This is a genomic window from Brevibacillus centrosporus, from assembly GCF_003710815.1.
Lineage (GTDB): Bacteria > Bacillota > Bacilli > Brevibacillales > Brevibacillaceae > Brevibacillus > Brevibacillus centrosporus.
Genome location: NZ_RHHP01000032.1, coordinates 35,435 through 61,286, shown reverse-complemented (window position 1 = coordinate 61,286; position 25,852 = coordinate 35,435). Strand labels below are relative to the sequence as shown.

Genomic DNA, 25,852 nt, shown 5'->3' with positions numbered 1-25,852 from the left:
GCGACAAGCGATTTAACCGATCTGGGAGGAGTCTAGAAGTGACAACAGGAAAAAAAGGTCGTTTTATCACGGTGGAAGGTGGTGAAGGAGCGGGGAAATCCACGATCATCGCACGGCTTTACGAGGAGCTGCGTGAACGAGGTATGGACGTGCTCCTGACCAGGGAGCCCGGTGGTATCGAGATTGCGGAGCAAATTCGCGAAATTATTTTAAATCCAGCGCATACCCAAATGGACAAAAGAACGGAAGCCTTGCTGTATGCAGCTGCTCGTAGTCAGCACTTGGCCGAGAAAGTACTGCCTGCTCTCGAAGCTGGCAAGCTGGTGCTCTGCGACCGGTTTATCGATAGCAGCCTGGCTTATCAGGGACATGCACGTGGATTGGGCATCGATGAAGTGTACGCGATCAACAAGTTTGCTGTAGGGGACTGCATGCCAGAGCTGACGCTGTTTTTCGACGTCCAGCCCGAGGTGGGATTGGCGAGAATTAATGCTGCGAGAGGGCGCGAGGTAAATCGTCTCGATCTGGAGGGGATGCGTTTTCACGAGCTCGTCCGGGAAGGCTACCAGCTGGCAATAGCGCGAGATCCTGAGCGCTTTGTTATGATCGATGCCGGTCAGTCGGAGGAGCAGGTGTACGCGGACGCTTTGGCAGCTTTGACTGCAAGACTGTAAGGTGACAGTACCGTTTCAGCGCGTACATGCTGTATAATATGTTTAGGAAGAATATCGTACCACGCCCACATGTTTATCATACAATGAAACACCAAGCATCCTAATGGGAATGATTATTTGCGGAAAGGGTGATAGCCGATGAAAATGGTAGTTGCGGTCGTCCAAGACAAAGATAGTGGTCGTCTGTCTCAGCAGCTGGTGAAAAAAGGGTTTCGAGCTACCAAGCTAGCTAGTACCGGTAGTTTTTTACGCGCTGGTAACACAACATTCTTGATCGGTACGTCTGACGAAAGCGTGCCGGAAGTAATCGACATCATTGCGCATAACTGCAAATCCCGTAAACAGATGGTCACTCCTGTATCCCCACTCAGCAATGCCGTAGACTCCTTTATGCCTTATCCACTGGAAGTGCAGGTAGGCGGAGCTGCCGTATTCGTACTCGACGTCGGAGAATTCCACTCTTTTTAAATGCTCTCTTTCAAGTAGTTCCTGCTCTCTTTTTTCGCCACTTTCGTATATACTGATTCTCATGGGGACAAAAGACTGTGAATCGGATGCGGAGGTGGCGATTTGAAAATCAGCGATGGTCTTCGGCCTAAACTGGACATGGTAAAAACGGCAGATACACGTAGAAATCCTCAGCTGGAAAAGCTGAATTTTGGCACGATGGTGCAAGGTGAAGATGAACGCATGTCCCAGGAGCGGTTGAACCGGCTGCTGTCTGATATCGACAAGCAAGGGCAGATTTTAGCTCGTTCCCGCTCCGTACGTGACTTTTATTCCTATAAAAATCTCGTCAAACAGTTCATGGAGGAAGCCGTCAAATACGGTATCGCCTTAGACGATCGACGGGGGATGAACCGGCGTGGCCGCAGCAGGCTGTACAAGATCGTGAAAGAAGTAGATGCGGAGCTGCTCAAACTAACCGATGAGCTGCTCAGTGATCAAGCTCCGATGATCGACTTGCTCGCCCGCATTGGTGAGATTCGCGGTATGCTGATCAACCTGTACTTTTAGTTAGGTGTTGAGAAACATGACATGGACACAATTTTCCCAGCAGCCTCGAGCATCCGAGCTGCTGTACCATAGCCTCCGCAACGAACGACTGGCACATGCTTACTTGCTGGCTGGTCCCAAGGGCGCGGGCAAAAAGCAGATGGCCCTGCATCTGGCGAAATCCCTGTTTTGTCCGGAGAGGGAGGCTGACGCCTGCGGGGCCTGTCTTACATGCAGACGCATCGAGGGAGGCAACCATCCCGATGTGCTGTTCATTACGCCAGATGGAGCTTCTATTAAAATCGACCAGATCCGTGCCTTGCAAAAGGAAATGGCGATGCGAGCCGTAGAATCTCAGCACAAGGTGTACATTATTGAGCATGTCGATAAAATGACGACACAGGCAGCCAACAGCTTGCTCAAGTTTTTGGAGGAGCCGCCAGCTGGTGTGCTGGCCTTGCTGCTTACCGAGCACAGTCATGCGATGCTCCCTACGATTTTGTCGCGTTGCCAAATCGTACAATTTTCCCCACTTTCTGCAGAAGCAATCGCCGTAGAACTGCGAAGAGAAGGCGTTTTGGCAGGCATGGCACAGGTTGCTTCCCATATTACGACAAATATGGAAGAGGCCAAGGTGCTCAGCCAATCAGAATCGTTTGCACAGCTGAGAAATCTAGTGATACAATTGATTGAGGAGTGCAAACAACGCAATTCGTCTGCGCTTTTTACCATCCATGATATGTTGCAAAAGAGCGACAAAATTAAAGAGGAACTACCCCTCTTTTTAGATTTGCTCATCCTTTGGCTGCGCGATATCCTGTATGTGCAAGTAGGCAGGCATGCCCATCTCATTAACAGCGACCAACAGGATGTGCTGCAAGGACAAGCACTGGTATGGACAAAAGCTGAGCTCTTGCACGGGATAGATTTGGTCATGGAAACGAAAAATCGGATAGAGCGAAATGCCAACGCACAGTTGGCTCTTGAGCGGTTGGTTCTTCAAATCCAGGAGGGATAACCTTGTACGAGGTTGTTGGAGTCCGCTTTAAAAAAGCGGGCAAAATATATTACTTCGACCCTGACCGACTGCCAATCGAGAAAGATTGTACCGTCATCGTGGAAACAGCGCGAGGAGTCGAATACGGCAAGGTTGTCATCGGAAAAAAGCAGGTAGCGGATTCCGATGTGGTATTGCCGCTGAAGAAAGTGATTCGGGTCGCTGACGACAAGGATGCCAAGCAGGTGGACGAAAACAAGCAGGCCGCCAAGAATGCATTTTCCGTCTGTCAGACCAAAATCAAGGAGCACAAACTGGACATGAAGCTGGTTGATGTGGAGTACACATTCGACCGCAACAAGATCATCTTTTACTTTACGGCAGATGGACGCGTTGATTTTCGTGAGCTGGTTAAAGATTTGGCGTCCGTATTCCGTACCCGCATCGAGCTTCGCCAGATCGGCGTTCGCGATGAAGCGAAAATGCTTGGCGGTATCGGGCCCTGTGGACGATTGCTTTGCTGTTCTACATTCCTTGGCGATTTTGAGCCCGTTTCGATTAAAATGGCCAAGGACCAAAACCTTTCGTTGAATCCAGCGAAGATCTCCGGGCTTTGCGGCAGATTGATGTGCTGTTTAAAATACGAGAACGACAACTACGAGAGTACGCGCGATGAGATGCCTGACATCGGAAAAGTCGTAAGCACCCCGATGGGGAACGGACGCGTCGTATCCGTGAATGTACTCGACCAATCCGTTCAAGTAGAGCTTTCGATCGATAAAAAGATCACAGAGTTTGGACTAGATGAGATTGCGATAGGGCTTCCCACTTTTGAATAAAAGATGGGAGTAGGGGAGAGGTGAGCGAGTGGACAAACGGGAAATCTTCGTCAAGATGGCGAGCATTGAAGAACGAATTGGGGACCTTTACAAAGAAATCGGTGAGTTGAAAGACGTCATCGTAGTTTTGATGGAGGAAAACGCCCAATTACTCGTTGAAAACCAGCACCTTCGCAACCGACTAGACAGAAAAAAGACAAGCACTTCACCGAAGCAAAAGGGAACGCGCCCAGTGGCACAAGAGAAGGCCAAGAAGGCAGTGGTCGGAGAAGGATACGACAATCTTGCTCGTCTCTACGCAGAAGGGTTTCATATCTGCAATGTGCATTTTGGCAGCTTGCGTAAAGAAGGCGATTGTTTATTCTGCTTGTCGTTTTTAAGCGGAGGCCCTCAAAAATAAGCGGTGTACCAATAGCCGGATGAAAAAGCGACCTGGGCCATGTGTCAGGTCGCTTTTATACATGAGTAAACCAAAGGGGTTATGAACAACGGATGGAACCAGTCACCAATGTGCCGCTCTTCGAATCAGAGCGCATCGATGATTTGCTGACGCACGAAATGAAAATTATTCAGAGCCATGAAGTGTTCTGTTTTTCTATGGACGCTGTCCTGCTCGCTCGCTTTGCTTCGGCGCCAAAAAGAGGGCGTATCCTAGACTTTTGCACAGGCAACGGGGCGATTCCGCTCATTATGACGACCAGGACACCAGAAGCCTCTTTTGAAGGAATCGAAATTCAGGAGCGATTGTTCAGCATGGCGAGCCGCAATGTAGCGCTGAACCAGCTGGAAGGGCGCATCACCATGCACCACGGAGATGTAAAGGAGGCGGTGGAGCGCTTCGGTCATGCGAAGTTTGACGTGATCACCTGCAATCCGCCCTATATGCCGGCCACCAGTGGGGAGAAAAATATCAGTGAGCATTTTGCCATCGCCCGTCACGAAATCATGCTCTCTCTGGAAGACGTGATTCGTGTAGGCAGCCAGCTGCTGAAAAACGGAGGAAAGCTCGCGATGGTACACCGTTCGACGCGTCTGATTGAGATCATTACGTTGATGCGCCAGTACGGAATCGAGCCGAAGCGGATGCGCCTCGTGTATCCTCGCCGCGACGCTGAGCCCAACATGGTATTAATAGAAGGGATGCGGGGAGGCAAGCCGGAGCTGCGGATCCAGCCACCGTTGATTGTCTATGAAAATGGAGAGGAATACTGTGAAGAGCTGCAGGAAGTCTATTTCGGAAGACGCGATTCCCTCGCATAAAGGCCACTTTGTTTATATTTTGTCTTGTGCGGACGGGAGTCTTTACACAGGCTACACAACCGAGCTGCCAAGACGACTGCGAGCACATAACGAAGGCAAAGGAGCCAAATACACCCGTGGACGCGGACCTGTCGAATTGCTGTATTGGGAAGAAGGGACAGACCGCTCCTGGGGGCTGAGGAGAGAGGAAGGAATCAAGCGGCTCTCCCGCCCGAAAAAAGAAGAATTGATTGGAGAGGGACCTCATGGTGAATATCCAGCGTAGCTTTTCGTCCGAGCAGGCCGGTGTCCTCTATCTGGTGGCGACACCGATTGGAAATTTGGATGATATCACGGTCCGTTGCCTGGAAACGCTGCGCTCTGTCGATGTGATTGCTTGTGAGGATACACGGCAGACGCGAAAGCTGCTTAACCATTTTCATATCGACAAGCGAACGGTCAGCTATCACGAGCATAATAAGGAAGCGAGCGGAAATGGTCTCTTGCAGTGGCTGGCAGAAGGAAAGCAGATCGCACTAGTCAGCGATGCTGGGCTGCCGGCGATATCAGACCCGGGAGCTGATCTGGTTCGCGATGCGACAGCAGCTGGTTATCCGGTGATCCCGGTTCCTGGAGCAAATGCTGGGTTAACGGCATTGATCGCATCAGGACTGCCGACAGATCGCTTTGTATTTTGCGGGTTTATGGGCAGAGAAAACAAGGAGCGCCGCGAAGAGCTGGAGCGGTTGAAAAAGTATCAGGAAACGCTCATCTTCTATGAAGCTCCGCATCGGATTGACAAAACACTGGTGGCTATTCGGGATGCATGGGGCAATCGTCGGGCAGTGCTGGCGAGAGAGCTGACCAAGCGCTATGAGGAATTTGTGCGGGGCACGCTTGATGAACTGATTGAGTGGCTGCGTGAAGGAGAAGCGCGAGGAGAGTTTTGCTTGATTGTGGAAGGCTACACAGGTCCTCTCGAGGAAGAGGAGGAAGATTTGTGGTGGCAAGAGCTCAGTGTCACCCAGCACGTCGACCAGTACTGTGAGCAGGGATTGAGCAAAAAGGATGCGATCAAGCAGGCTGCGGATGATCGCGGTGTCTCCAAACGAGATGTGTACAACGAGTACCATCGTGAACAAGACGAAGATTAGAGCTGGCTGGCTTTTACGGCCAGTTTTTTTGCATCCAAATAGGCGATTCTATTTACACATCCGGCACAAAAGCAAAAAGAGCCTCTCGGGGCTTGTCCCCAAAAGGCTCAACATATGTAAAAGAGAGAAAGTTATCGTTTTACGACTGGCATTTCGGACAGGCAGTCTTGGCAAACGATTTTACCTTTAAAGTGAGATACTTTATCTGCATTACCACAGAAAATGCAAGCAGGCTCGTATTTTTTCAGGATGATGCGCTCACCGTCAACGTAGATTTCCAAAGCATCTTTTTCTGCGATACCCAGCGTGCGGCGCAATTCGATTGGGATTACCACGCGGCCCAACTCGTCCACTTTCCGAACAATACCTGTTGATTTCATCATTAGTGATTTCTCCTCCCAAATATGGACATGTCGATGCTATTGTTCAACGGAAACCATTTATCGTCAATATTCGACATTTTCTGTTGAAAACATCATACCAGCGATTCCCAAAGGTGTCAACCTAGCATTTACAATTCTTTGAAAACAAAAGTTTTTTTTGAAAATGAAAACACTGTTGTAGCAACGTTTTTCTCCAATATGGAAATGTTATGTAAAAATAATTGGATAAAATTTACTGGAAGTTTTCGCCTAGCCTATAGTCGGTTCATGTCGAATTATCGTTTGTACATTCGACATAATCACCGTTATTTCACTGTTTTCCCTTTAATTCCTACTAAGGCCCTTTTTCTGGAGAAAGCAGGGTGAGGGAGGTTTACAAAACAGGTTGGTCGTGTACAATAGAGGGTGTAAAGCACCAAAACATAGCAAACGACCTTGATGGGAAGAGTAAGTGGACCTCCTTATTTCAGAGAGCCGGGGTAGCTGAAAACCGGTATAAGCGAGCAAGCTGAACATGGACCCAGAGTCTCGCCGATGAACACGAATCGGGATAGCCGTTTCCAGTAGTCCGCGACGCAACGCCCACGTTACGGGCAGAGTCAGACCTTGACTCACCAAGTCCGTATGCCGTGAGGGTACGGAGTGTTTGGGTGGTACCGCGAGTTAGAGCTCGCCCCAATTTTTTGGGGCGGGCTTTTATTATACAGTTAAGAATTTATAAGATTCTTATCCAGTATAAGGGCAACTAAGGCTCCGCCATAGGAATGGCGAAGCCAAGTTTTCTAATTACTAAACGTAAAGTGGAGGAGTTTTGTTGCAATGAAACCAACATATTACATCACCACACCGATCTACTATCCCAGTAACAAGCTGCATATCGGAAATGCCTACACCACGATTGCCTGTGATGCAGTGGCTCGCTACAAACGCCTGCGTGGGTACGATGTCTACTACCTGACGGGTACGGACGAGCATGGGCAAAAGCTTCAGGAGCGCGCAGCACAGGATGGCAAAGAGCCGCTGGAGTTCATCGACCCTGTCGTGGACTGGATTCGCGACCTGTGGGACAGACTGGACATTTCTTATGATGATTTCATCCGCACGACGCAGCCGCGCCACAAGGAAGTCGTCCAAAAGGTGTTCCAACGCCTGCTCGATCAGGGGGACATTTACCTGGGCGAATACGAAGGCTACTACTGTGTGCCATGTGAAGCGTTCTGGACAGAGACGCAGGCGAAGACGGACAAAGGCTATTTTTGCCCAGATTGCGGCCGCGAAGTGAAATTGGTGAAGGAGAACAACTACTTCTTCCGCATGTCCAAATACCAGGACAGACTGCTCAAGCACATCGAGGAAAATCCAGAGTTCATCCAGCCAGAGACACGCAAAAATGAAATGATCAACAACTTCCTCAAGCCAGGTCTGCAGGATCTCTCTGTCTCTCGCAGCACATTTGACTGGGGGATCAAAGTGCCAAGCGATCCTGAACATGTGATCTACGTTTGGATCGATGCTTTGACCAACTATATTTCCGCACTGGGCTACCTGAGCGACGATGACAGTAAATACCGCCGTTTCTGGCCTGCGGATGTGCACATGGTAGGAAAAGACATTTTGCGCTTCCACACCATTTACTGGCCGATTCTGTTGATGGCACTCGATGTACCGCTGCCAAAACAAATCTTTGGTCACGGCTGGCTCTTGATGCCAGATGGCAAAATGTCCAAATCCAAAGGAAACGTAATCGATCCGAAGCTTCTGATCGACCGTTACGGCTCCGATGGTGTTCGCTACTTCCTGCTGCGTGAGATTAACTTCGGTCAAGACGGCATCTTTACGCCGGAGTCCTTCGTCCAACGATTGAACTTTGACCTCGCAAACGACATCGGAAACCTTTTGAGCCGCACTGCGACGATGATCGAGAAATACTTCGATGGTGTGATTCCGGCTGCTGAGGTTGCGGGAGAGCCGGATGACAGCTTGATCGAGCTGGCTGTGAAAACAAAAGGTCTGGTTGAGGAGCATATGGAAGCAATGCGCTTCAGCAACGCGCTGGCTCACATCTGGGAGCTGGTGGGACGGACCAATAAATACATCGATGAGACCATGCCTTGGAACCTGGCAAAGTCGGAAGAAACTAAAGGCCGTTTGGCAACCGTTATGTACAACCTGGCAGAGAGCATTCGCATCAGCTCGATTCTCATTCAACCATTCATGACGAAAGCCCCAGCAAAAATCTGGGATCAACTCGGTATCGTAGGAAATGAGCAAGCGACCAGCTGGGAGTCTGCCGGCACATGGGGCGGATTGCCTGTAGGTAGTACGGTTAGCCGCAAAGAGCTGCTTTTCCCGCGTCTGGATGTTGCGGCAGAGCTGGCATTCATCGACGAGTCAACGGCGGAAGCGCGTCGCCAAGCAGAAGAAAACAAGAAGAAGCAAGAGGGAACGGAAGGTGGAGCAGGTGTGAGCGAAACACAAGCAAATGCGGCGGAAGCAGCTGCAGCTGAGAAACCAGCGGATGCTAAGGAAGAAATCGGCATCGATGACTTTGGAAAGGTAGAGCTGCGTGTTGCACAGGTAGTCGAATGCGCGAAGCACCCGAACGCCGACAAGCTGCTGATCCTGCAACTGGATCTGGGCTATGAAAAACGTCAGGTCGTTTCCGGGATCGCGAAGTACTACTCGCCGGAAGATATGGTTGGGAAGAAAGTCATCGTGGTCGCGAACTTAAAGCCAGTAAAGCTGCGCGGTGAAATGTCCCAAGGTATGATTCTAGCAGCATCTGCAGGAGATTCGCTGACACTTGCGACTGTAGATCCGAGCATGCCGAACGGCGCGATCGTGAAGTAAGCGAGCGCATCCAGCAGGAAAGGAAGGATCAACCCGTGTTATTTGAAACGCATACGCACCTGAATGCCAAGGAATTTGACGAGGACCGCGAAGAGACAATTGCTCGTGCCAGGGAAAACGGGGTCAGCACGATCGTCAATATCGGCTTTAACGCGGAGACGATCCCGACGTGCATCGAGCTGGCTGAGAAGCATGACTTTATTTATGCGGTAGTCGGTTGGCACCCGCAGGATGCAAAAGATATGACGGATGAGCATCTGGAGTGGATTGAGAAGCTTAGTCGTCATCCAAAGGTCGTAGGACTGGGAGAAATGGGTCTCGACTACTACTGGGATACGTCGCCCAAGGACGTGCAGGCAGACGTTTTCCGCAAGCAGATTCGTCTCGCGCGCAAGGTAGACATGCCGATCATCATCCACAATCGCGATGCCCATCAGGACGTCATCTCGATACTCCGGGAAGAAAAGGCTGCTGATGTCGGCGGGATCATGCACTGCTTCTCCGGCAGCTGGGAAACGGCAAAGCTCGCCTTGGACATGAATTTCTACATCTCCTTTGGCGGACCGCTCACCTTCAAAAATGCCAAGCAGCCAAAAGAGGTTGCGGCCAAAGTACCACTCGATCGATTGTTGATCGAGACGGACAGTCCTTACCTCACGCCGCATCCTTTTCGGGGCAAGCGAAACGAGAGCGGCTACGTCCGTTACGTCTGCGAGGAAATGGCGAACATTCGGGGTTTGTCTTACGAAGAAATGGCTGAAATTACTTCGGAGAACGCCCGACGATTATTTCGACTAAATGAGTCCCAAAAATAAAGCAAAAGCGGAAAATCACGGCGCGGCTCGTGGTTTTCCGCTTTTTTCGTTCGTTTTTCCTGTGTTCTACACCCGTTTGTCGAAGCATACCATGAACAATATGTCGAACGATTATTGTCCTATCGACATGGGTACTCGACACCAACTGCCTATGATTCGTCAGACGCTTTTTGCTAGGCTTGTACCATCTTCTCTTCAGCCAAAGGTAGGGGAAATTTGACAAAGCCGGAAAAGTGACATACAATCAAATCCGATCTTGTTTAGTACCGGCCACTTCCAGAATATTAGTGCAATTACAGCGACCCTTACCTGGCTAGACCGAAAAAGCCTTGTGCTTTTCTAGGAAAAGGAGTGTGGGAAATGGAGTTACGCACGATGTGGGAAAGGTATAAGAATAAGGGGCTCGTCATCTTTGGGGTCCTCGCTCTTGTCATCATTCCCATGATTGGGTATTTCTCTGCCCAGGCTACCCAGCCAAAACAGGTCACATTTTCGTTAGATGGTGAAAGTCGCAAGGTAGCTACCAAAGCCGAGACCGTTGAAGAGTTTTTGGCAGAGCGACAGATCACCCTGACGGAAAAGGATTCCCTTCAACCAGCACCTACGACCAAGCTCAAAGACGGAACAGAAATATTTTTACATACAGTCTGGTCCATACCAGTCCAGATTGACGGGCAGACCAAAGTGATTCAAACACTGAGCCGCGATGTTGCTGGCGCGTTGAAGGACGGCGGCATCACACTCAGTGAAAAGGACCGGGTAGAACCGGCCTTGACAGCGTCTCTAGCAAAATCTTCAGCCATCACCGTCAAACGCGTTGTCGAGAAGATGGTAGACGAAGAAGAGCGCGTCACCTATCAGGAAATCCGTAAAAACGATTCTGCGTTGGAAAAAGGAAAAACAAAAGTACTGCAAACAGGACAAGAAGGTAAGGCAATTGCACACTACAAGCTAGTCACTGTGGACGGCAAAGAAGTCTCCCGTGAGCTGGTTTCGAGAGATGTTGTTACTCCGAAAAAGGACCATGTGATCGCCGTAGGGACTGCGGTGGCGATGCGCACAGAAGACAGTTCGCAAAGAGTTCTGGTCGCATCGGCGGGGATGGTCTCCCGCGGTGGAAAAGTTTTTAGGCCGAAAAAAGTACTGAACGGAGTTACCTTGACTGCTTACTCGCCAGCAGGCGGGGGCAAGCATCCCAGCTCGGCAGGCTACGGACGTACTGCGACTGGGGTAAAAGCTCAGGCAGGGCACACCATTGCAGTAGATCCTCGCGTCATTCCTTATGGGTGGTGGGTCTACATCGACGGAGTTGGGTACCGTCGAGCAGAAGATACTGGTGGGGCTATGAAAGGTGGCAAGATTGACGTATTTGTTAGCACGGAATCGGAGGCGGTTCAGTTTGGCCGCAAGCGTAACAAAACTGTCTATATAATTGGACCGCAGAAGCCTTAGGACAGGAGCGACATGCTCCTGTCTTCTGTTTGGTTGTGAGCCGTGCTAATCTGGTTGTTAGTAAGACGTTGAATGGGCGGAAATCGTTTCGCCTTTTTGGGGCTTTTGACCGCATTTTTTTGGCATACTTGTACCATATGGACAATGTACGAAAGTGGGAGCACAGGAATGAAAATCAAGGAACTTATCGTGGTGGAGGGTAGGGACGATACTGTGGCGATCAAGCGGGCTGTCAACGCCGATACGATCGAGACGGGCGGATCTGCCATTCATACTTGGGTGATTGAAAAAATCCGCCTGGCGCAGCAAAAGCGAGGCGTTATTATTTTCACCGACCCGGATTATCAGGGAGAGCGCATCCGCAGGATCATCAGCAAGGCTGTACCGGGATGCAAGCATGCGTTTATCACTCAGGAGGACGGTACGAAGAAGGGTGACATCGGAGTGGAGAATGCGTCTCCCGAAGTGATTGTACGAGCTCTCGCAGATGTGCGCACAGAGATGATCGAATCTGCGGGAGAGATCACGGCAGAGGATATGCTGGCGTACGGGCTGACCTCAGGCGGAGATTCCAAAGAACGCCGAATCAAGCTGGGTGAGAAGCTAGGGATCGGCTATGCCAACGCCAAGCAGCTTCTCGCGCGCCTGAATGCCTTTCAGATCAAACGAGAAGAATTTGAAGCTGCCATGCAAGCTATCGATAAAGAGAGGGAGTAAGCCATGACCCAAATGACCGGCAAAGACATTGCCACACCTACGCGTACGAAAGAGGTCCTGGAGAAGTACGGCTTCTCTTTTAAAAAGAGTCTGGGGCAAAACTTCCTGATCGATACGAACATCCTGCACAACATCGTCGCAGAAGCGGATCTGACGAAGGAAAAGGGTGCCGTAGAGATCGGGCCTGGGATTGGAGCCTTGACGGAGCAATTGGGACGAGCAGCAGGAAAGGTGATGGCGATCGAGATCGACCAGCGCCTCTTGCCTATTTTGGCGGACACGCTGTCGCCCTATGAAAATATCGAGGTCGTGCACGGCGATGTGCTGGAGCTTGATCTGAAGGCATTGTTAGCAGAGAAAATGGCGGGTGTAGAAAAGATCAGTGTGGTAGCCAATCTGCCCTACTACGTAACGACACCGATCTTGATGAAGCTGCTGGAGGAACGCCTTCCTCTGGAGAACATCGTGGTGATGATTCAAAAAGAAGTAGCGGAAAGAATAGCTGCCAAGCCGGGTACGAAAGACTATGGGTCTTTATCGGTCGCAGCCCAATTCTATGCAGAAACAGAAGTAGCGATGATCGTGCCTGCTAGCGTCTTCATCCCTCGTCCTAACGTCGATTCTGCGGTTATACGCCTGAAGGTAAGGGATCGTCCACCGGTCGAGGTAGATGACCAGGACATGTTCTTTCGGGTCGTTCGCAGCTCGTTCGCACAGCGCAGAAAGACGCTCCTAAACAACCTAATGAACGGTCTGTTTCGCAAAGAACAGAAAGACGAAGTAATACAGATGCTTGCCGACATCCAGATCGACCCCACACGTCGTGGGGAGACGCTCAGCATTGAAGAGTTTGCCCGACTGGCGAACGAAAGCTTGCGGCGTGGATTGATTGGGCAGTAGCCTTGGGGAACCCTCATTTTTGGGCTTATAACGCCAAAAGTGAGGGTTTTTTGTGTTTGCGTCTTCCTTTCGATATAATACTGACAAATATCTACGTAATTCATGAAAAAAAGCCCGTTGACAAAAACTCCGCTTGGTTGCTATAATTTTTTATTTCTTTGACAAAATAAGTGTGTGCTGTTATAATAGATGTAAGCGAGGTGGATGGAACAATGGCAAGAAACGCGTTACTTGACATTAAACGCAGTTTAGACGGACATATTGGTGAGCGCATCCTGCTGAAGGCAAATGGCGGCCGCCGCAAAACCGTCGAACGAAGTGGCATCCTCGAAGAAACATACCCATCAGTATTTGTAGTAAAGCTAGACGATGATCAACTTTTCGAGCGGGTTTCTTACAGCTATGCGGACATCTTGACGGAAACAGTAGAGTTGACGGTGTGCCGTGAGAATCAGCACATCCGCATCACATTTGTACAACAGTAGAGCCCTTTGGGTTCTACTGTTTTGTTTTGCAGAGAGAACTTTAGATTCTTAACCTAAATAAGCGAGGTAAAGGCGAGACTTGTCCCTTTTGGGTGCAGAAAGCTCCTCGGCGAATAGGCCGCGGCAGAGTTTTTTTATTACCAAGTGTTGGCTGCACCCCGGATCGAGATTGAATCCCTTGTTGGCTGCACAAACTATTTGTGTCAACGAGAAGGGGAGGATGTTATGGGTCGTCGCAGACGAGGCATTATGTCTGAGCAGTTCAAGATGGAGATCGCCAAGGAGCTAGGATTTTACGATAAGGTGAAAACCGAGGGCTGGGGAGCGATCACGACAAGTGACGCTGGTAACCTAGTCAAACGAGCCATTCAGATTGCCGAGGAAGCATTGGCCAAGCAGCATACGACATGACTCGTTGGCGAGACCGGGGACTTCCCGGTCTTCTGTCTCTGACTCTTATTTTCCGAACCATTATAATCTTCTTGATCATATTCTTTTGGTTGATCGAGTGGCATGGAAGAGAATGCCTATGCTACAATAAGAGACTAGGAAAATTAGAAAGTAGTCAGAGGTGAACAACGTGCGTATCTCGGTCAAAGCTCCGGCCAAAATTAATTTAACTCTTGATGTTCTTGCCAAGCGGCCGGACGGTTATCACGAAGTCGAAATGGTGATGACTACCGTAGACTTGGCGGACCGTGTAGATCTCACTCTGCGCGGAGATGGAGAGATTACGCTGGACTGCTCTGCCAGCTTCGTACCGGATGATATTCGCAATCACGCGTACAAAGCGGCAGTACTTTTAAAAGAACGCTATCAGGTACGCGAAGGCGTGCATTTGTATATTGATAAGCAGATCCCTGTCGCCGCAGGACTGGCGGGAGGAAGCAGTGATGCAGCAGCGACCTTGCGAGGGCTGAACCAATTGTGGAATCTGGGACTGTCCTTGGACGAGCTGGCTGCGGTTGGGGCTCAGATCGGCTCAGACGTTCCTTTTTGCGTTTACGGTGGAACCGCTCTGGCAAAAGGGAGAGGAGAGCAGATCACGCATCTGAATACGCCTGCTCCCTGCTGGGTGATTCTGGCAAAGCCACCGATCGGTGTGTCGACTGCGGATGTGTACGGAAATCTGCGCGTCCAGGAGATCGACAATCATCCTTTGACGGGACAAATGCTGCGGGCGATTTCGGAGCAGGACTTCCCGATGATGTGCCAGGCACTCGGCAACGTTCTGGAGAATGTGACTTTGTCTCTCCATCCGCAAGTACGACAGATCAAGGAGCTGATGATGGCATCGGGAGCTGACGGTGTCCTGATGTCAGGCAGCGGCCCGACCGTTTTTGCGCTCGTACAAAAGGAAGCAAAAGTGCATCGCATCTACAATGCTTTGCGCGGATTTGTAAAAGATGTATTTGTTGCCCGAATGTTAGGTGCCCAAGAAGGGGAAATGCTTGCATAGACCCGTATATAAATGATACATTAGCACCATAATATTCGGTTTTGGAGGAAGAGCTATGAAGAAATTGCGTAGAAGTGCTCGGCTCGTCGATATGACTCAGCACTTGCTCGCCCATCCCCATACGCTGATTCCGCTCACTCTGTTTGCCGAACAATACGGGGCGGCGAAATCGTCGATTAGCGAAGATTTATCCATCATCAAAGAAGCGTTTGAGGTACAGGGTGTAGGCTTGTTGAAAACGGTAGCGGGTGCGGCTGGTGGAGTGAAGTTCATTCCCCAAGTCAAAACCGAAGAGGCTCTTACCTTTGTACAAGAGCTGATTGGTCAACTGGCGAATCCAGATCGACTTCTGCCAGGCGGATACCTGTACATGTCAGACGTTCTAGGTAACCCCTCCACGATGGCGCAGATCGGGAAGCTGTTTGCGACAGCTTACGCGGACAAAAACGTTGACGTGGTGATGACAGTGGAAACCAAAGGGATTCCACTGGCGTATGCGACAGCGATGTTTTTGAATGTTCCCGTGGTGATCGTGCGGCGTGATAACAAGGTGACGGAAGGTTCAGTCGTTAGCATTAATTACGTTTCCGGATCCAGCAAGCGGATTCAGACCATGTCACTGGCTCGGCGTGCATTGGCTGAACAGTCCCGCGTGCTGATTGTAGACGACTTCATGAAAGCAGGCGGAACGCTGCGTGGAATGATCGACCTGCTGCAAGAATTCCGTGCTACCGTCGTAGGCTGCGGCGTATTGGTAGAAACGACAGCAGACGTTTCTGAGCGACTGGTCGATGAATACGTTTCGTTGGCCAAACTTCAAGATGTAGACATCAAGGGCAAGCAAATCGAGATCGAGCTCGGAAGTTTTTTCGGTAGATAGGCGGCTTTTCTTGTCTGCTCTGAGAGAACGGGGCACGTTTTCAAAAAATGAGGGGAGTAGATTTACATGGCAATGTCTTTTGTATCCACTGATAAAGCGCCTGCAGCGATTGGTCCTTACAGCCAGGCAACAAAAGTAGGACCACTCCTGTTTGCGTCCGGTCAAATTCCACTCCGCCCAGATGGTACCCTCGTAGAAGGTGACATCGTCGAGCAAGCGCATCAGGTTTTCGCCAACATCAAAGCGGTCTTGGCAGAAGCAGGCGGCAGCTTGTCGAACGTCGTGAAGGCGACTGTCTTTATCAAGGACATGAACGACTTCGGACAATTGAATGAAGTGTACGGACAATATTTTGGCGATCACAAGCCAGCGCGTTCCACGGTAGAGGTAGCTCGCCTGCCGCGCGATGTAAAAGTCGAGATCGAGATCATTGCTCATCTGGAAGTGTAAGCGTCAAAAATGGACCAAATAGCCTCGTGCCTAACGTGCACCAGGCTATTTTTTTCGACCAAATCCCTCTTGAGATGCATACGAATGCTGTAGATATGAATAAATTTATATATTTTTTTAAAAATTTGCATAGATACAGCAGGAATATTTACCCAAAGGGTGGAAATACTCCTAAACGCGTTTTCATAGATAAAGGGAGTGAACTAGATGGAAGTTACAGACGTTAGACTTCGCCGAGTGAATACGGATGGTAGGATGAAAGCGATTGCGTCCATTACAATTGACCATGAATTTGTGGTTCATGATATCCGTGTGATTGATGGAAACAATGGCATGTTCGTTGCCATGCCAAGCAAACGTACACCGGATGGAGAGTTCCGTGATATCGCGCACCCGATTTCTTCCACTACCCGCGAAAAAATCCAGGCAGCAGTATTGTCGGAGTACGATCGCGTAGGTCAAGAAGAAGAAAGCACCATTGAAGCAGGTGCTTAGGTGAAACAAGCAAGCACCCTGTCTGAATAGGCAGGGTGCTTCGATGTGTGTCGATGATCAATAGCAGCTTTCCAGGTCAGTAATGATTTTATCTCGGTTCATTCCCTCACCGATAAAGACAGCTACCATTTTCGGGCCATGGTTTTCAAAGGGAAACAAGTGGACCTGATTGTCGGTATGCTGAAAAGAAATCAGTTCCTCTCTTCCGTGAAACTGCACGTATCCTTTTGCGCGGTAGACGTTTTTGGGCAAGTCGTACAGAAAGTCTTCAAACCTGCCAGCGTCGACGGCTCCTTTGAAACGGTAGGAAAAGGTTTCTATGCTGTTATATAAAGATGGCTGGCCCGTGCTCAGTCCAAGGGATTGCTTCAGTCGATCCATGGGTGACATCCGTCCGATCGTCTTTTGCACCGGAACGCTGCTGACCGCCTCTCGTCGCAGCTCGATGTTTTCAGACAGACGTGAGACCGATAGCAGCGTGTGCAAATCGATGTCGCTCTGTACGGTGTCGTAGAGTGGGGCATTTGGATTGATCTCGGACAGCTTTCGCTTTACTTTCTCCAAGGTATCGCCCGTGGTGCGATCTACTTTATTGACGAGCAGCAGATCTGCGTATTTGACCTGGTTGCGTATCGTTTTGACGAGCGCACCGGTAGATTGAAAGCGCGAGTTCAGCTCCAAAAAGCGGGAAGCATCTACGACAGAGACAATGCCTTTCATCTCAATCTGCTCGTAAAGCTCAGGATGAGTCAAACCGTCGATCACATCGATAGGATCAGCAACCCCTGTTGTTTCAATGAGGATTTTATCCGGATTTATGGAGGTAATTACTTCCTTTAGGCTCTCCGTCATTTCTCCCCGAATCGAGCAGCATATACATCCGTCCAACAGCTTTTTTACAGGAAACCCAAATCCTTGCAGTTGTTCCCCGTCAATATCTTCTTCGCCCATTTCATTCATAACGACTACGACCTTTTCGTCCTGTACGCGCAGATGAGCAAGCATTTTCTGCAATAGGGTGGTTTTTCCGCTTCCTAAATAACCTGTCAGCAAGTACACCTGAGCACTCATCCATATCGACCTCCCTTTTCAAAACCCTATCGACCATCAATATATCACACTCTTATCAGAAAATTAAATGTTGTCCGATGTTTGTCCAACTTCCCGGCATTGTCCGGAAAACGACGATAATCCTGAATCGATTGTCTTGAAATCCACATATGATTAAGATATAGTCATTGTGGAACTTCTACGATGGAGGGTTGTCATGTCTAAGATCCATGCCGTGGTTCTGGCGGCTGGTCAGGGTACACGGATGAAATCGAAGCTGTACAAGGTTCTTCACCCTGTTTGCGGAAAGCCAATGGTCCAACATGTTGTGGATACGATGGCATCGATGCAGGTGAAGGATATCGTTGTCGTCGTAGGTCATGGTGCTGACGCAGTCCGCGCCAAACTGGGCGAAGACGTTGCATATGCACTACAAGAAGAACAGTTGGGAACGGCGCATGCCGTCCAGCAGGCAGCGCCATTTTTACATGATAAAGAAGGCACTACGTTTCTTTTGTACGGAGACGTCCCACTTTTGTCTGCAGAGACGTTAGCCGCGTTATTGACCTATCACGAAGAACAGGAAGCGGCTGCTACCGTTTTGACCGCCGTGCTGTCTGACCCAACCGGGTATGGACGTATCGTGCGTGATGAGGCAGGCGAAGTATTGCGAATCGTGGAACACAAGGACGCCACTTCTGAGGAAAGGGCGATCCAGGAAATTAACACGGGCATATACTGCTATGACAACCAAAAATTATGGAAAGCCTTGGCACAAGTGAAAAATGACAATGTACAAGGCGAATACTATGTAACAGATGTTGTCGGTATTTTGCGGGATGCCGGTGAAAAGGTAGCTGCCTTTGAAGCGGCGGATCCTGATGAAACGATGGGCGTAAACGACCGCGTGCAGCTTTCTGAAGCGGAAGCGTACATGAGACGTCGCATTGTTGTTGAACACATGCGCAACGGCGTGACCGTTCTGGATCCTTCCTCTACTTACATTGAGGCAGGCGTCACCATCGGATCTGACACCGTTATTCATCCAGGTACATTCCTGCGCGGGCGGACAACCATCGGATCTGACTGTGTCATCGGACCGAATGCAGATTTGACGGATGTTGCGGTTGCGGACAATGTATCCTTGACCTACACTGTCATGGTGGATGCGCGTGTGGAGCACGAGAGCACCGTCGGACCTTTCGCGTATGTTCGTCCGGGAAGTGTGATTGGTCCAAAAGCAAAAATCGGTGACTTCGTTGAGCTGAAAAATGCCAAAATCGGCGAAGGCTCGAAGGTTCCTCACCTCAGCTATGTTGGGGATGCTGAGATTGGCGCTGGCGTCAATATCGGCTGTGGAACAATTACGGTCAACTACGATGGAGCAGTCAAACACAAAACGACCGTGCAAGATGGTGCGTTTGTCGGATGCAACTCGAATCTGGTTGCTCCGGTCACAGTAGGGCAGAATGCTTATGTAGCAGCTGGTTCTACGATCACCCAGGATGTGCCAGATAATGCCCTGGCCATCGCTCGTGAACGACAAGTGAATAAAATCGATTACGCCAACAGAATGCCTCGCAAGGGCAAAAAGCAATCATAACGGGAGGTTCTTGAGAAGATCATGGCTAACTACCGCGACCCAAAACTGAAGGTATTTACGTGCAACGCTAACCCAGAACTGGCGAAAGAAATCGCCGAACATATTGGTGTACCACTCGGAAATGCGCAAGCAGTGCGCTTTAGTGATGGTGAGTGCCAAATCAAATTGAATGAAAGTGTTCGCGGTTGTGACGTATTTGTTATTCAGCCGACATCTGCTCCCGTTAATGAGCACTTGATGGAGCTATTGGTAATGGTAGACGCATTGAAACGTGCTTCTGCTAAGAGCATCAACGTAGTGATTCCTTACTACGGCTATGCTCGTCAAGATCGTAAAGCACGCGCACGCGATCCGATTACAGCGAAACTGGTTGCCAACCTGATTGAAACAGCTGGCGCACAACGTGTAATCACGATGGACCTGCATGCGACCCAAATCCAAGGCTTCTTCGACATCCCGGTTGATCATCTGTTGGGCGTACCGATTCTGGCAAAACACTTCTCTGAAAAAGGTCTGTCGGACATCGTGGTAGTCTCTCCTGACCACGGTGGTGTTACCCGCGCTCGCAAACTGGCTGAGCGTCTGGAAGCGCCAATCGCGATCATCGACAAACGCCGTCCGGAGCCAAACGTAGCGGAAGTAATGAACATCGTCGGGAACATCGAGGGAAAAACCGCGATCATCATCGACGATATTATCGATACAGCAGGAACCATCACGTTGGCTGCGAGCGCACTGGTGGAAGCGGGAGCGCGTGACGTATACGCATGCTGCACACATCCTGTGCTGTCCGGTCCAGCTATCGAGCGCATCGGCAACTCCAATATTCGTGAGCTGATCGTAACCAACTCGATCCCACTCACAGAAGAGCAAATCATCGACAAAATTACCGTTCTCTCTGTTGCACCGATCATCGGCGAAGCGATTATCCGCGTACACGAAGAGCTGTCGGTAAGCAAGCTGTTTGATTAATTGACATGCCCCCTACTGTTGGGGGATTGAAACAAACCTCCGTTGGACAAGCTAGTGAGGAATCTTTTACTAGCGGACCAAGGGAGGTTTTTTTGTGGAAGCGATTCAGGGTCAATCACGAGCGCAGGGAATGGGCAATTCGGTCAAGAAACTGCGGCGAAACGGCTGGGTTCCTGGGATAGTTTACGGTTCCGACATAACCAATCAACAGATCCAGGTACAAGGAAAAGAACTGGATGCAGCATTGCGTCGGCAAGCGACAAATAAACCTTACAAACTTATGGTTGATGGCAGTTCCTACGATGTCATGGTGTATGAGCTGCAGCGACATCCGGTAATGGGGAACATCCTCCATGCCGACTTTAAAAAGATCAATATGAATGAAAAGGTACATACGACTGTGCCGGTGTTGATGACGGGCGATCCAGAGCTGGGTGTGGCTACGTTGGTTCGCCATAGCGTGGAGATTAGCTGCCTGCCGGGCAATATTCCAGAATCGTTTACCGTGGACGTAGATGGCTTGAATATTGGCGACGTCGTGCTCGTCAGCGATTTGGTGATTCCGGCCGGAGTCGAGCTTGGTCTGGATGCGGCAGAAGTTCTCATTAGCGTTCTGCCTGTCAAAGCCAAGTCCGAGGAATCGATTGAGGCGCAGCATGATGCCGAGCAAGTGGCGGAAGCAGCGGGATCGACCGAGCAGTCCAATCGGGTATAGAAAGCAAAAAGGCCAAGGTGCAAGCTGCCTGGCCTTTTTTTCTTGGCTATTCATATGACCTCATTGCGGGCTTTGTCTTTTGTTCGCGGAACCATTTTAGTACAATGGGGAAAGAGTAGGAGGGATCACGGTGAAAGTAATCATTGGGCTGGGCAATCCCGGCAAGAAATATGAAGATACAAGACATAATGCCGGATTCATGGCCATAGATAAAATAAGCGACAAATGGTGTATTCCCGTCCAGCAGAACAAGTTTCGGGCGCTGGTGGGGGAAGGGCGGATCGAAGGAGAAAAGGTTCTTCTCGTTAAGCCGCAAACCTATATGAACCTCTCTGGTGAATCCGTAGCGGAGATCCTCAAGTTTTACAAATTGATCCCAGATGAGCTGGTCGTCATTTTCGATGATCTGGATATGCCGACAGGCCAGCTGCGTTTGCGGGAAAAAGGAAGCGCTGGCGGTCATAATGGGATCAAATCCATGATTCAACATCTGGGAACGCAGGATTTCAAACGGATCAAGGTAGGAATTGGTCGTCCCGAGCCAGGCCGCAGTGTCAGTGATTATGTTTTGCAGTCGTTTCCAGCGTCTGAGAGATCAAGCATTCAGGAAGCCGTCAGTTTGGCTGCCGATGCCGCAGCGATGTGGACCCGCGAGACCTTCGTGAAAGTGATGAATCACTACAACAGCTTGAAGCAGTAAGCACGTCTAGCATGGTCCGAGTCTAGTATGATTTTCCACCCTGCCGTCCATACTAATCGATATGAAAGGTATGGGGGTGGCATATACATGAGCATACGTTATACATGTCGTTGTTGCGGGATGAAAATCGCGGAATTTGACGAATCGCAAGTATCGGAAGCGCAGCTCGGGTTTGATTCCTTGACCCCAGATGAGCGGGCTCTTATAATATCGAGAGAACAAAGTGGAGATACGGTCGTCAGTATCACGTGCGATTATTGCCGTGAAGCGCTGAATCAGCATCCAGAGCTTTCCTTGGTCGGAAACCCACTGCAATAAGTGGATACACTCGTTAGGAAGGCTTGCACTGACAAGGCCTTAGCTTGGGGAGCTAAGGCTTCTTTTCGCATGGTCGATCCTTGCCGGTGACCCAAATACGAATGACAGAAGAGTAGAGAGGGGATTAGTGAATGCAAGTCATCATTAACCCGATGAAGCAGGATTCCAACGTAGGTACGATTGTCGCGGGCCTGGAAAAGGGGTTGCATGAGCAGCTGGTATCAGGGCTGGCTGGTTCTGCTCGTCAGGCGCTCATGGCTACGCTCAAGCAAATGACGGATCGCCCTATTTGCGTCGTGACACATAACATGTATCAGGCGCAAAAGGTATACGAAGATTTGATCGAGCTGGTGCCGAGTGACCAGGTGCTGCTCTATCCGGGGAACGAGCTGATCGGTTCGGAGCTTGCTATCGCCAGCCCGGAAATGCTGGCGCAGAGAATACATGTATTCAACCGTTTGGCCGAGGGCTTTACGGGTTTTTTGGTTGCACCTTTTGCCGGTATGCGTCGGCTGGTTGTGCCTCCTCATGTTTGGAAGGAATCGCAAATCAAGCTGTCGGTAGGGGAAGAGCTCGATATTGAATCATTTTTACTCCGCTGTATTGAACTGGGGTACGAGCGAGTCGACATGGTAGAGCGAAAAGGGGAGCTGAGTGTCCGTGGCGGCATCATCGACCTGTACCCGATCGATTCCGAATGGCCGGTGCGAATCGAGCTGTTTGATGTGGAGATCGACTCGATCCGTACGTTTGATATGCTTTCCCAGCGCTCTTTGGAATCGGTTCAATCCTACGTGTTCGGTCCGGCAAAAGAAATGATTGCCTCGACGCCATTACTGCAAGAATCTGCCGTGCGCTTAGAGCAAAAGCTTGGTGAAACCGTTGCCAAACTTAAGGACGGGTCGGCGAAGGAAAAAATTGTGGAGCGCATCGGCGCCGATATTGAGCGAATGAGCCACGGTCAACGTTTCCCGCAACTGTACTCTTATATTTCTGTCATTTATCCGACAGAGGAAACGCTGCTGTCTTACATGCCTGCCAACACGCTCATGATCGTCGACGAGCCGACGCGGGTTCTAGACACTGCAGCACAGCTGCAAAAGGAAGAAGGCGAATGGCTGACAGGGCGCATCATGTCCGGTGAGTACATGGCAAATCTGACTTTGTCCCGCACGTACGAGGATATCGTTATGGCGAAAAAACGCCAAATCGTTTATCTTTCCCTGTTCCTGAGGCAGTCCCCGAAGACACAGCCGCAAAACATCGTTAATCTGACCTGTCGTACCATGCAAAACTTCCATGGTCAGATGAACGTACTGAAAACAGAGCTGGCTCGCTGGCAAAAATCTCATGACCAAATCGTATTTGTCGCAGCCGATCTGGAACGTGCCAAAAGGCTGGAGCGTGTCCTGCACGACTATGAAATGGAAGCAGATGTACTGACGGAGACGGTGGACATGGTGCCGCCAGGTCGTCCGACGATCATTTTGGGCAACCTGCAGGCAGGATTTGAGCTGCCTTTGAACAAGCTCGTCGTCATCACCGAGGGCGAAGTTTTTACGGCCAAACAGCGCAAGGCACGAAAAGTCCAGCAGACGATGAACAACGCTGAGCGGATCAAGAACTACCTCGAGCTGAAGCCTGGCGATTACGTGGTGCACGTCAATCACGGGATTGGAAAATACCTTGGAATTGAAACCAAGGAAATACTCGGAATTCATAAAGATTACTTGCATATTCAATACGCGGCAGGAGACAGCCTGTTTGTGCCGATCGATCAGATTGACCACGTCCAAAAATACGTGGCGAGTGAAGAGGCGCAGCCGAAAATCTACAGCTTGGGCGGCAGTGAGTGGAAACGGGTCAAAAACAAGGTCCAATCCTCCGTCAAGGATATTGCCGAGGACTTGATCAAGCTCTACGCATCCAGGGAAGCGGCAGTCGGACACTCGTTCTCGCAGGATACGTCCGAACAGCGTGAATTCGAAGCGATGTTCCCATATCAGGAGACGCCTGATCAGCTGCGTGCGATCGCAGAGGTTAAATCCGACATGGAACGCAGACGCCCGATGGATCGTCTAGTATGTGGGGACGTAGGATACGGGAAAACCGAGGTCGCGATTCGCGCTGCGTTCAAGGCTGTGATGGATGGCAAACAGGTAGCGGTACTTGTTCCAACCACGATTCTCGCCCAGCAGCACTACGAGACGTTCCGCGAGCGCTTTGCCGATTATCCGATTCGCGTGGAAGTATTGAGCCGCTTTCGTTCCCGCAAGGAGCAAAACGCTACGCTGAAGGGCCTGAAGGAAGGCACAGTCGATGTGGTCATCGGTACCCACCGACTGCTCTCCAAAGATCTGACATTCCGCGAGCTGGGGCTGCTGATCGTGGATGAGGAGCAGCGCTTTGGGGTGAGTCACAAGGAAAAGCTGAAGCAAATGAAAACGAATGTAGACGTCATGACCTTGACGGCTACGCCAATTCCGCGGACGCTGCATATGTCGATGCTCGGCGTTCGGGACTTGTCCGTTATCGAGACGCCACCGGAAAATCGTTTTCCTGTGCAAACGTACGTGATGGACTACAGCCCGGCACTCGTACGGGAAGCGATCGAGCGGGAGATGGCTCGCGATGGGCAAGTATTCTTCCTCTACAACCAGGTGCAAGGAATCGAACAGATGGCCGAGCAGATTTCCATGCTTGTCCCTGATGCACGGATCGCAGTCGCTCACGGTCAGATGAACGAGAGCGAGCTGGAAAGCGTCATTCTCGACTTTTTGGAAGGGAACTTCGACGTTCTGGTAAGTACGACCATTATTGAGACCGGTGTGGACATCCCGAACGTGAATACCCTGATCATCTACAATGCCGACAAAATGGGCTTGTCTCAGCTGTATCAGCTGCGTGGACGTGTAGGTCGTTCCAATCGGATTGCGTATGCGTACTTTACGTACCAACGGGATAAAGTACTGACGGAGGTCGCGGAAAAGCGTTTGCAGGCGATCAAGGAGTTTACAGAGCTCGGTTCCGGTTTCAAAATCGCCATGCGCGACTTGTCGATTCGCGGTGCGGGGAATCTGTTGGGCGCGGAGCAGCACGGCTTCATTAATACAGTCGGTTTTGACTTGTACAGCCAGATGCTGAAGGACGCGATTGATGAGCTGAAAGGCGAGGTCAAGCAGGAGAGCGCTACGACGGTGGAGATCAACCTGCAGCTGGATGCCTACATTCCTTCGATGTACATCACGGACAGCCGCCAAAAAATCGAGATGTACAAAAAATTCGTCGCTGTCTCCTCTCTGGATGATGTGGACGACCTGGCAGAGGAATTGCTCGACCGCTTTGGACCTGTGCCCAAGCCTGTTGAGAATCTGCTGACCATTTCCAGAATGCGCGTGTACGCCCTGCAGCACCATATCACCGAGATCAGCCAGAAAAATCCGGATGAGATCAAGCTGTTCCTCCATCCGAGCCAAAATAACAATATTGACGGTGGTGCGTTGTTTGCGCTTGCCAGCAGTTGGAGCCGCAGGGTAGGGCTCTCGGGTGGACAACAGATCGTCATTGCTGTTAAAGTAAAAGGGTTGAGAGAAGACGAGGGCGTACAGCTGGTTGAAAAACTGCTACGTCAATTTCACCAGGTGCGAAAAGACACCGGTACGGAGAGCCCTGTGTCCTAGACAGCTGGGCTAGACAGGAAGGGAGATCC

At 50.3% G+C, this 25,852-nt stretch carries 28 protein-coding genes; 26 read left to right on the top strand and 2 right to left on the bottom strand.

The features are described 5' to 3' along the window. Positions 1 to 38: 38 nt before the first annotated feature. The 9 genes from tmk to rsmI all read left to right on the top strand — a co-directional run bounded on the left by tmk (position 39) and on the right by rsmI (position 5,899). Entirely contained in the window at positions 39 to 674 is a 636-nt protein-coding gene (gene tmk / locus EDM55_RS22795; protein ID WP_122961460.1) for a dTMP kinase, read from the top strand. A gap of 138 nt (positions 675 to 812) precedes the next feature. Continuing rightward, positions 813 to 1,142, top strand: coding sequence for a cyclic di-AMP receptor DarA (darA, locus tag EDM55_RS22790; protein WP_007719896.1), 330 nt, complete (start codon positions 813 to 815; stop codon positions 1,140 to 1,142). A gap of 102 nt (positions 1,143 to 1,244) precedes the next feature. After that, the gene (locus EDM55_RS22785) at positions 1,245 to 1,691 is read left to right on the top strand and encodes a YaaR family protein (protein WP_092274896.1); all 447 of its coding nucleotides are present in this window, start codon (positions 1,245 to 1,247) and stop codon (positions 1,689 to 1,691) included. Between the two features lie 16 nt (positions 1,692 to 1,707). Continuing rightward, positions 1,708 to 2,688, top strand: coding sequence for a DNA polymerase III subunit delta' (holB, locus tag EDM55_RS22780; RefSeq protein WP_092274899.1), 981 nt, complete (start codon positions 1,708 to 1,710; stop codon positions 2,686 to 2,688). A gap of 2 nt (positions 2,689 to 2,690) precedes the next feature. Next, a complete protein-coding gene (locus EDM55_RS22775; RefSeq protein WP_092274902.1) occupies positions 2,691 to 3,506 on the top strand; it encodes a PSP1 domain-containing protein in 816 nt (271 codons plus the stop codon). 28 nt (positions 3,507 to 3,534) lie between these two features. Continuing rightward, on the top strand, positions 3,535 to 3,906 hold the full coding sequence (yabA, locus tag EDM55_RS22770; protein ID WP_092274905.1) for a DNA replication initiation control protein YabA: 372 nt from the start codon (positions 3,535 to 3,537) through the stop codon (positions 3,904 to 3,906). A gap of 92 nt (positions 3,907 to 3,998) precedes the next feature. After that, positions 3,999 to 4,766, top strand: coding sequence for a tRNA1(Val) (adenine(37)-N6)-methyltransferase (locus tag EDM55_RS22765; RefSeq protein ID WP_092274907.1), 768 nt, complete (start codon positions 3,999 to 4,001; stop codon positions 4,764 to 4,766). After that, complete coding sequence (locus tag EDM55_RS22760; RefSeq protein WP_246011016.1) at positions 4,717 to 5,031, top strand: GIY-YIG nuclease family protein; 315 nt, start codon at positions 4,717 to 4,719, stop codon at positions 5,029 to 5,031. The genes EDM55_RS22765 and EDM55_RS22760 overlap by 50 nt, the downstream gene beginning before the upstream one ends. Continuing rightward, positions 5,015 to 5,899 (top strand): 16S rRNA (cytidine(1402)-2'-O)-methyltransferase, encoded by an 885-nt coding sequence (gene rsmI, locus EDM55_RS22755; RefSeq protein WP_092274913.1) that lies wholly within the window; start codon positions 5,015 to 5,017, stop codon positions 5,897 to 5,899. The genes EDM55_RS22760 and rsmI overlap by 17 nt, the downstream gene beginning before the upstream one ends. Before the next feature lie 131 nt (positions 5,900 to 6,030). Here the strand turns inward: rsmI and EDM55_RS22750 are convergent, their stop codons facing one another. Then, positions 6,031 to 6,282, bottom strand: coding sequence for an AbrB/MazE/SpoVT family DNA-binding domain-containing protein (locus EDM55_RS22750; protein ID WP_055746082.1), 252 nt, complete (start codon positions 6,280 to 6,282; stop codon positions 6,031 to 6,033). Positions 6,283 to 7,101: 819 nt separating this feature from the next. Here EDM55_RS22750 and metG point away from each other — a divergent pair. The 11 genes from metG to spoVG all read left to right on the top strand — a co-directional run bounded on the left by metG (position 7,102) and on the right by spoVG (position 16,785). Further along, on the top strand, positions 7,102 to 9,132 hold the full coding sequence (gene metG, locus EDM55_RS22745; RefSeq protein ID WP_122961459.1) for a methionine--tRNA ligase: 2,031 nt from the start codon (positions 7,102 to 7,104) through the stop codon (positions 9,130 to 9,132). Positions 9,133 to 9,167: 35 nt separating this feature from the next. Further along, entirely contained in the window at positions 9,168 to 9,947 is a 780-nt protein-coding gene (locus tag EDM55_RS22740) for a TatD family hydrolase (RefSeq protein ID WP_122961458.1), read from the top strand. A gap of 360 nt (positions 9,948 to 10,307) precedes the next feature. Beyond that, positions 10,308 to 11,399, top strand: coding sequence for a resuscitation-promoting factor (locus tag EDM55_RS22735; protein WP_092274922.1), 1,092 nt, complete (start codon positions 10,308 to 10,310; stop codon positions 11,397 to 11,399). 168 nt (positions 11,400 to 11,567) lie between these two features. Next, entirely contained in the window at positions 11,568 to 12,116 is a 549-nt protein-coding gene (gene rnmV / locus EDM55_RS22730) for a ribonuclease M5 (RefSeq protein ID WP_092274925.1), read from the top strand. Positions 12,117 to 12,119: 3 nt separating this feature from the next. Beyond that, positions 12,120 to 13,016 (top strand): 16S rRNA (adenine(1518)-N(6)/adenine(1519)-N(6))-dimethyltransferase RsmA, encoded by an 897-nt coding sequence (gene rsmA, locus EDM55_RS22725; protein ID WP_092274928.1) that lies wholly within the window; start codon positions 12,120 to 12,122, stop codon positions 13,014 to 13,016. Between the two features lie 212 nt (positions 13,017 to 13,228). Continuing rightward, positions 13,229 to 13,501 carry a biofilm formation stimulator Veg gene (gene veg, locus EDM55_RS22720; RefSeq protein WP_055746088.1) on the top strand — a complete coding sequence of 91 codons (273 nt, stop codon included), beginning with the start codon at positions 13,229 to 13,231 and terminating at the stop codon, positions 13,499 to 13,501. Between the two features lie 225 nt (positions 13,502 to 13,726). Then, positions 13,727 to 13,912, top strand: coding sequence for a small, acid-soluble spore protein, alpha/beta type (locus EDM55_RS22715; protein WP_092274931.1), 186 nt, complete (start codon positions 13,727 to 13,729; stop codon positions 13,910 to 13,912). A 169-nt stretch (positions 13,913 to 14,081) separates the two neighbouring features. After that, positions 14,082 to 14,960, top strand: a complete 879-nt coding sequence (gene ispE, locus EDM55_RS22710) for a 4-(cytidine 5'-diphospho)-2-C-methyl-D-erythritol kinase (protein WP_092275071.1) — start codon at positions 14,082 to 14,084, stop codon at positions 14,958 to 14,960. 55 nt (positions 14,961 to 15,015) lie between these two features. Beyond that, the gene (purR, locus tag EDM55_RS22705) at positions 15,016 to 15,840 is read left to right on the top strand and encodes a pur operon repressor (RefSeq protein WP_092274933.1); all 825 of its coding nucleotides are present in this window, start codon (positions 15,016 to 15,018) and stop codon (positions 15,838 to 15,840) included. Between the two features lie 66 nt (positions 15,841 to 15,906). Then, the gene (locus EDM55_RS22700) at positions 15,907 to 16,290 is read left to right on the top strand and encodes a RidA family protein (protein WP_092274936.1); all 384 of its coding nucleotides are present in this window, start codon (positions 15,907 to 15,909) and stop codon (positions 16,288 to 16,290) included. Positions 16,291 to 16,497: 207 nt separating this feature from the next. Continuing rightward, a complete protein-coding gene (spoVG, locus tag EDM55_RS22695) occupies positions 16,498 to 16,785 on the top strand; it encodes a septation regulator SpoVG (protein WP_092274939.1) in 288 nt (95 codons plus the stop codon). 57 nt (positions 16,786 to 16,842) lie between these two features. Here the strand turns inward: spoVG and EDM55_RS22690 are convergent, their stop codons facing one another. Next, positions 16,843 to 17,856 carry a CobW family GTP-binding protein gene (locus EDM55_RS22690; RefSeq protein WP_122961457.1) on the bottom strand — a complete coding sequence of 338 codons (1,014 nt, stop codon included), beginning with the start codon at positions 17,854 to 17,856 and terminating at the stop codon, positions 16,843 to 16,845. Positions 17,857 to 18,052: 196 nt separating this feature from the next. Here EDM55_RS22690 and glmU point away from each other — a divergent pair, with 196 nt between their 5' ends. The 6 genes from glmU (at position 18,053) to mfd (ending at position 25,823) form a co-directional block, all read left to right on the top strand. Beyond that, entirely contained in the window at positions 18,053 to 19,438 is a 1,386-nt protein-coding gene (gene glmU, locus EDM55_RS22685; protein WP_092274945.1) for a bifunctional UDP-N-acetylglucosamine diphosphorylase/glucosamine-1-phosphate N-acetyltransferase GlmU, read from the top strand. A gap of 21 nt (positions 19,439 to 19,459) precedes the next feature. Then, on the top strand, positions 19,460 to 20,410 hold the full coding sequence (locus EDM55_RS22680) for a ribose-phosphate diphosphokinase (protein WP_092274948.1): 951 nt from the start codon (positions 19,460 to 19,462) through the stop codon (positions 20,408 to 20,410). 94 nt (positions 20,411 to 20,504) lie between these two features. Further along, complete coding sequence (locus EDM55_RS22675; protein WP_092274951.1) at positions 20,505 to 21,125, top strand: 50S ribosomal protein L25; 621 nt, start codon at positions 20,505 to 20,507, stop codon at positions 21,123 to 21,125. A 130-nt stretch (positions 21,126 to 21,255) separates the two neighbouring features. Then, positions 21,256 to 21,825, top strand: a complete 570-nt coding sequence (pth, locus tag EDM55_RS22670; RefSeq protein ID WP_122961456.1) for an aminoacyl-tRNA hydrolase — start codon at positions 21,256 to 21,258, stop codon at positions 21,823 to 21,825. Positions 21,826 to 21,912: 87 nt separating this feature from the next. Beyond that, positions 21,913 to 22,143, top strand: a complete 231-nt coding sequence (locus EDM55_RS22665; protein WP_092274957.1) for an anti-sigma-F factor Fin — start codon at positions 21,913 to 21,915, stop codon at positions 22,141 to 22,143. Positions 22,144 to 22,274: 131 nt separating this feature from the next. Then, on the top strand, positions 22,275 to 25,823 hold the full coding sequence (gene mfd / locus EDM55_RS22660) for a transcription-repair coupling factor (RefSeq protein WP_092274960.1): 3,549 nt from the start codon (positions 22,275 to 22,277) through the stop codon (positions 25,821 to 25,823). Positions 25,824 to 25,852: the final 29 nt, after the last annotated feature.

Excerpts from the sequence above, each read along its gene's own strand:
- EDM55_RS22765 (WP_092274907.1), top strand. The coding sequence starts at position 3,999 with ATGGAACCAGTCACCAATGTGCCGCTCTTCGAATCAGAGCGCATCGAT.
- EDM55_RS22750 (WP_055746082.1), bottom strand. The coding sequence starts at position 6,282 with ATGATGAAATCAACAGGTATTGTTCGGAAAGTGGACGAGTTGGGCCGC.
- holB (WP_092274899.1), top strand. The coding sequence starts at position 1,708 with ATGACATGGACACAATTTTCCCAGCAGCCTCGAGCATCCGAGCTGCTG.
- veg (WP_055746088.1), top strand. The coding sequence starts at position 13,229 with ATGGCAAGAAACGCGTTACTTGACATTAAACGCAGTTTAGACGGACAT.
- EDM55_RS22715 (WP_092274931.1), top strand. The coding sequence starts at position 13,727 with ATGGGTCGTCGCAGACGAGGCATTATGTCTGAGCAGTTCAAGATGGAG.
- mfd (WP_092274960.1), top strand. The coding sequence starts at position 22,275 with ATGCAAGTCATCATTAACCCGATGAAGCAGGATTCCAACGTAGGTACG.
- rnmV (WP_092274925.1), top strand. The coding sequence starts at position 11,568 with ATGAAAATCAAGGAACTTATCGTGGTGGAGGGTAGGGACGATACTGTG.
- EDM55_RS22665 (WP_092274957.1), top strand. The coding sequence starts at position 21,913 with ATGAGCATACGTTATACATGTCGTTGTTGCGGGATGAAAATCGCGGAA.
- darA (WP_007719896.1), top strand. The coding sequence starts at position 813 with ATGAAAATGGTAGTTGCGGTCGTCCAAGACAAAGATAGTGGTCGTCTG.
- EDM55_RS22700 (WP_092274936.1), top strand. The coding sequence starts at position 15,907 with ATGGCAATGTCTTTTGTATCCACTGATAAAGCGCCTGCAGCGATTGGT.
- metG (WP_122961459.1), top strand. The coding sequence starts at position 7,102 with ATGAAACCAACATATTACATCACCACACCGATCTACTATCCCAGTAAC.
- glmU (WP_092274945.1), top strand. The coding sequence starts at position 18,053 with ATGTCTAAGATCCATGCCGTGGTTCTGGCGGCTGGTCAGGGTACACGG.
- EDM55_RS22690 (WP_122961457.1), bottom strand. The coding sequence starts at position 17,856 with ATGAGTGCTCAGGTGTACTTGCTGACAGGTTATTTAGGAAGCGGAAAA.
- EDM55_RS22680 (WP_092274948.1), top strand. The coding sequence starts at position 19,460 with ATGGCTAACTACCGCGACCCAAAACTGAAGGTATTTACGTGCAACGCT.
- purR (WP_092274933.1), top strand. The coding sequence starts at position 15,016 with ATGAAGAAATTGCGTAGAAGTGCTCGGCTCGTCGATATGACTCAGCAC.
- rsmA (WP_092274928.1), top strand. The coding sequence starts at position 12,120 with ATGACCCAAATGACCGGCAAAGACATTGCCACACCTACGCGTACGAAA.
- EDM55_RS22735 (WP_092274922.1), top strand. The coding sequence starts at position 10,308 with ATGGAGTTACGCACGATGTGGGAAAGGTATAAGAATAAGGGGCTCGTC.
- spoVG (WP_092274939.1), top strand. The coding sequence starts at position 16,498 with ATGGAAGTTACAGACGTTAGACTTCGCCGAGTGAATACGGATGGTAGG.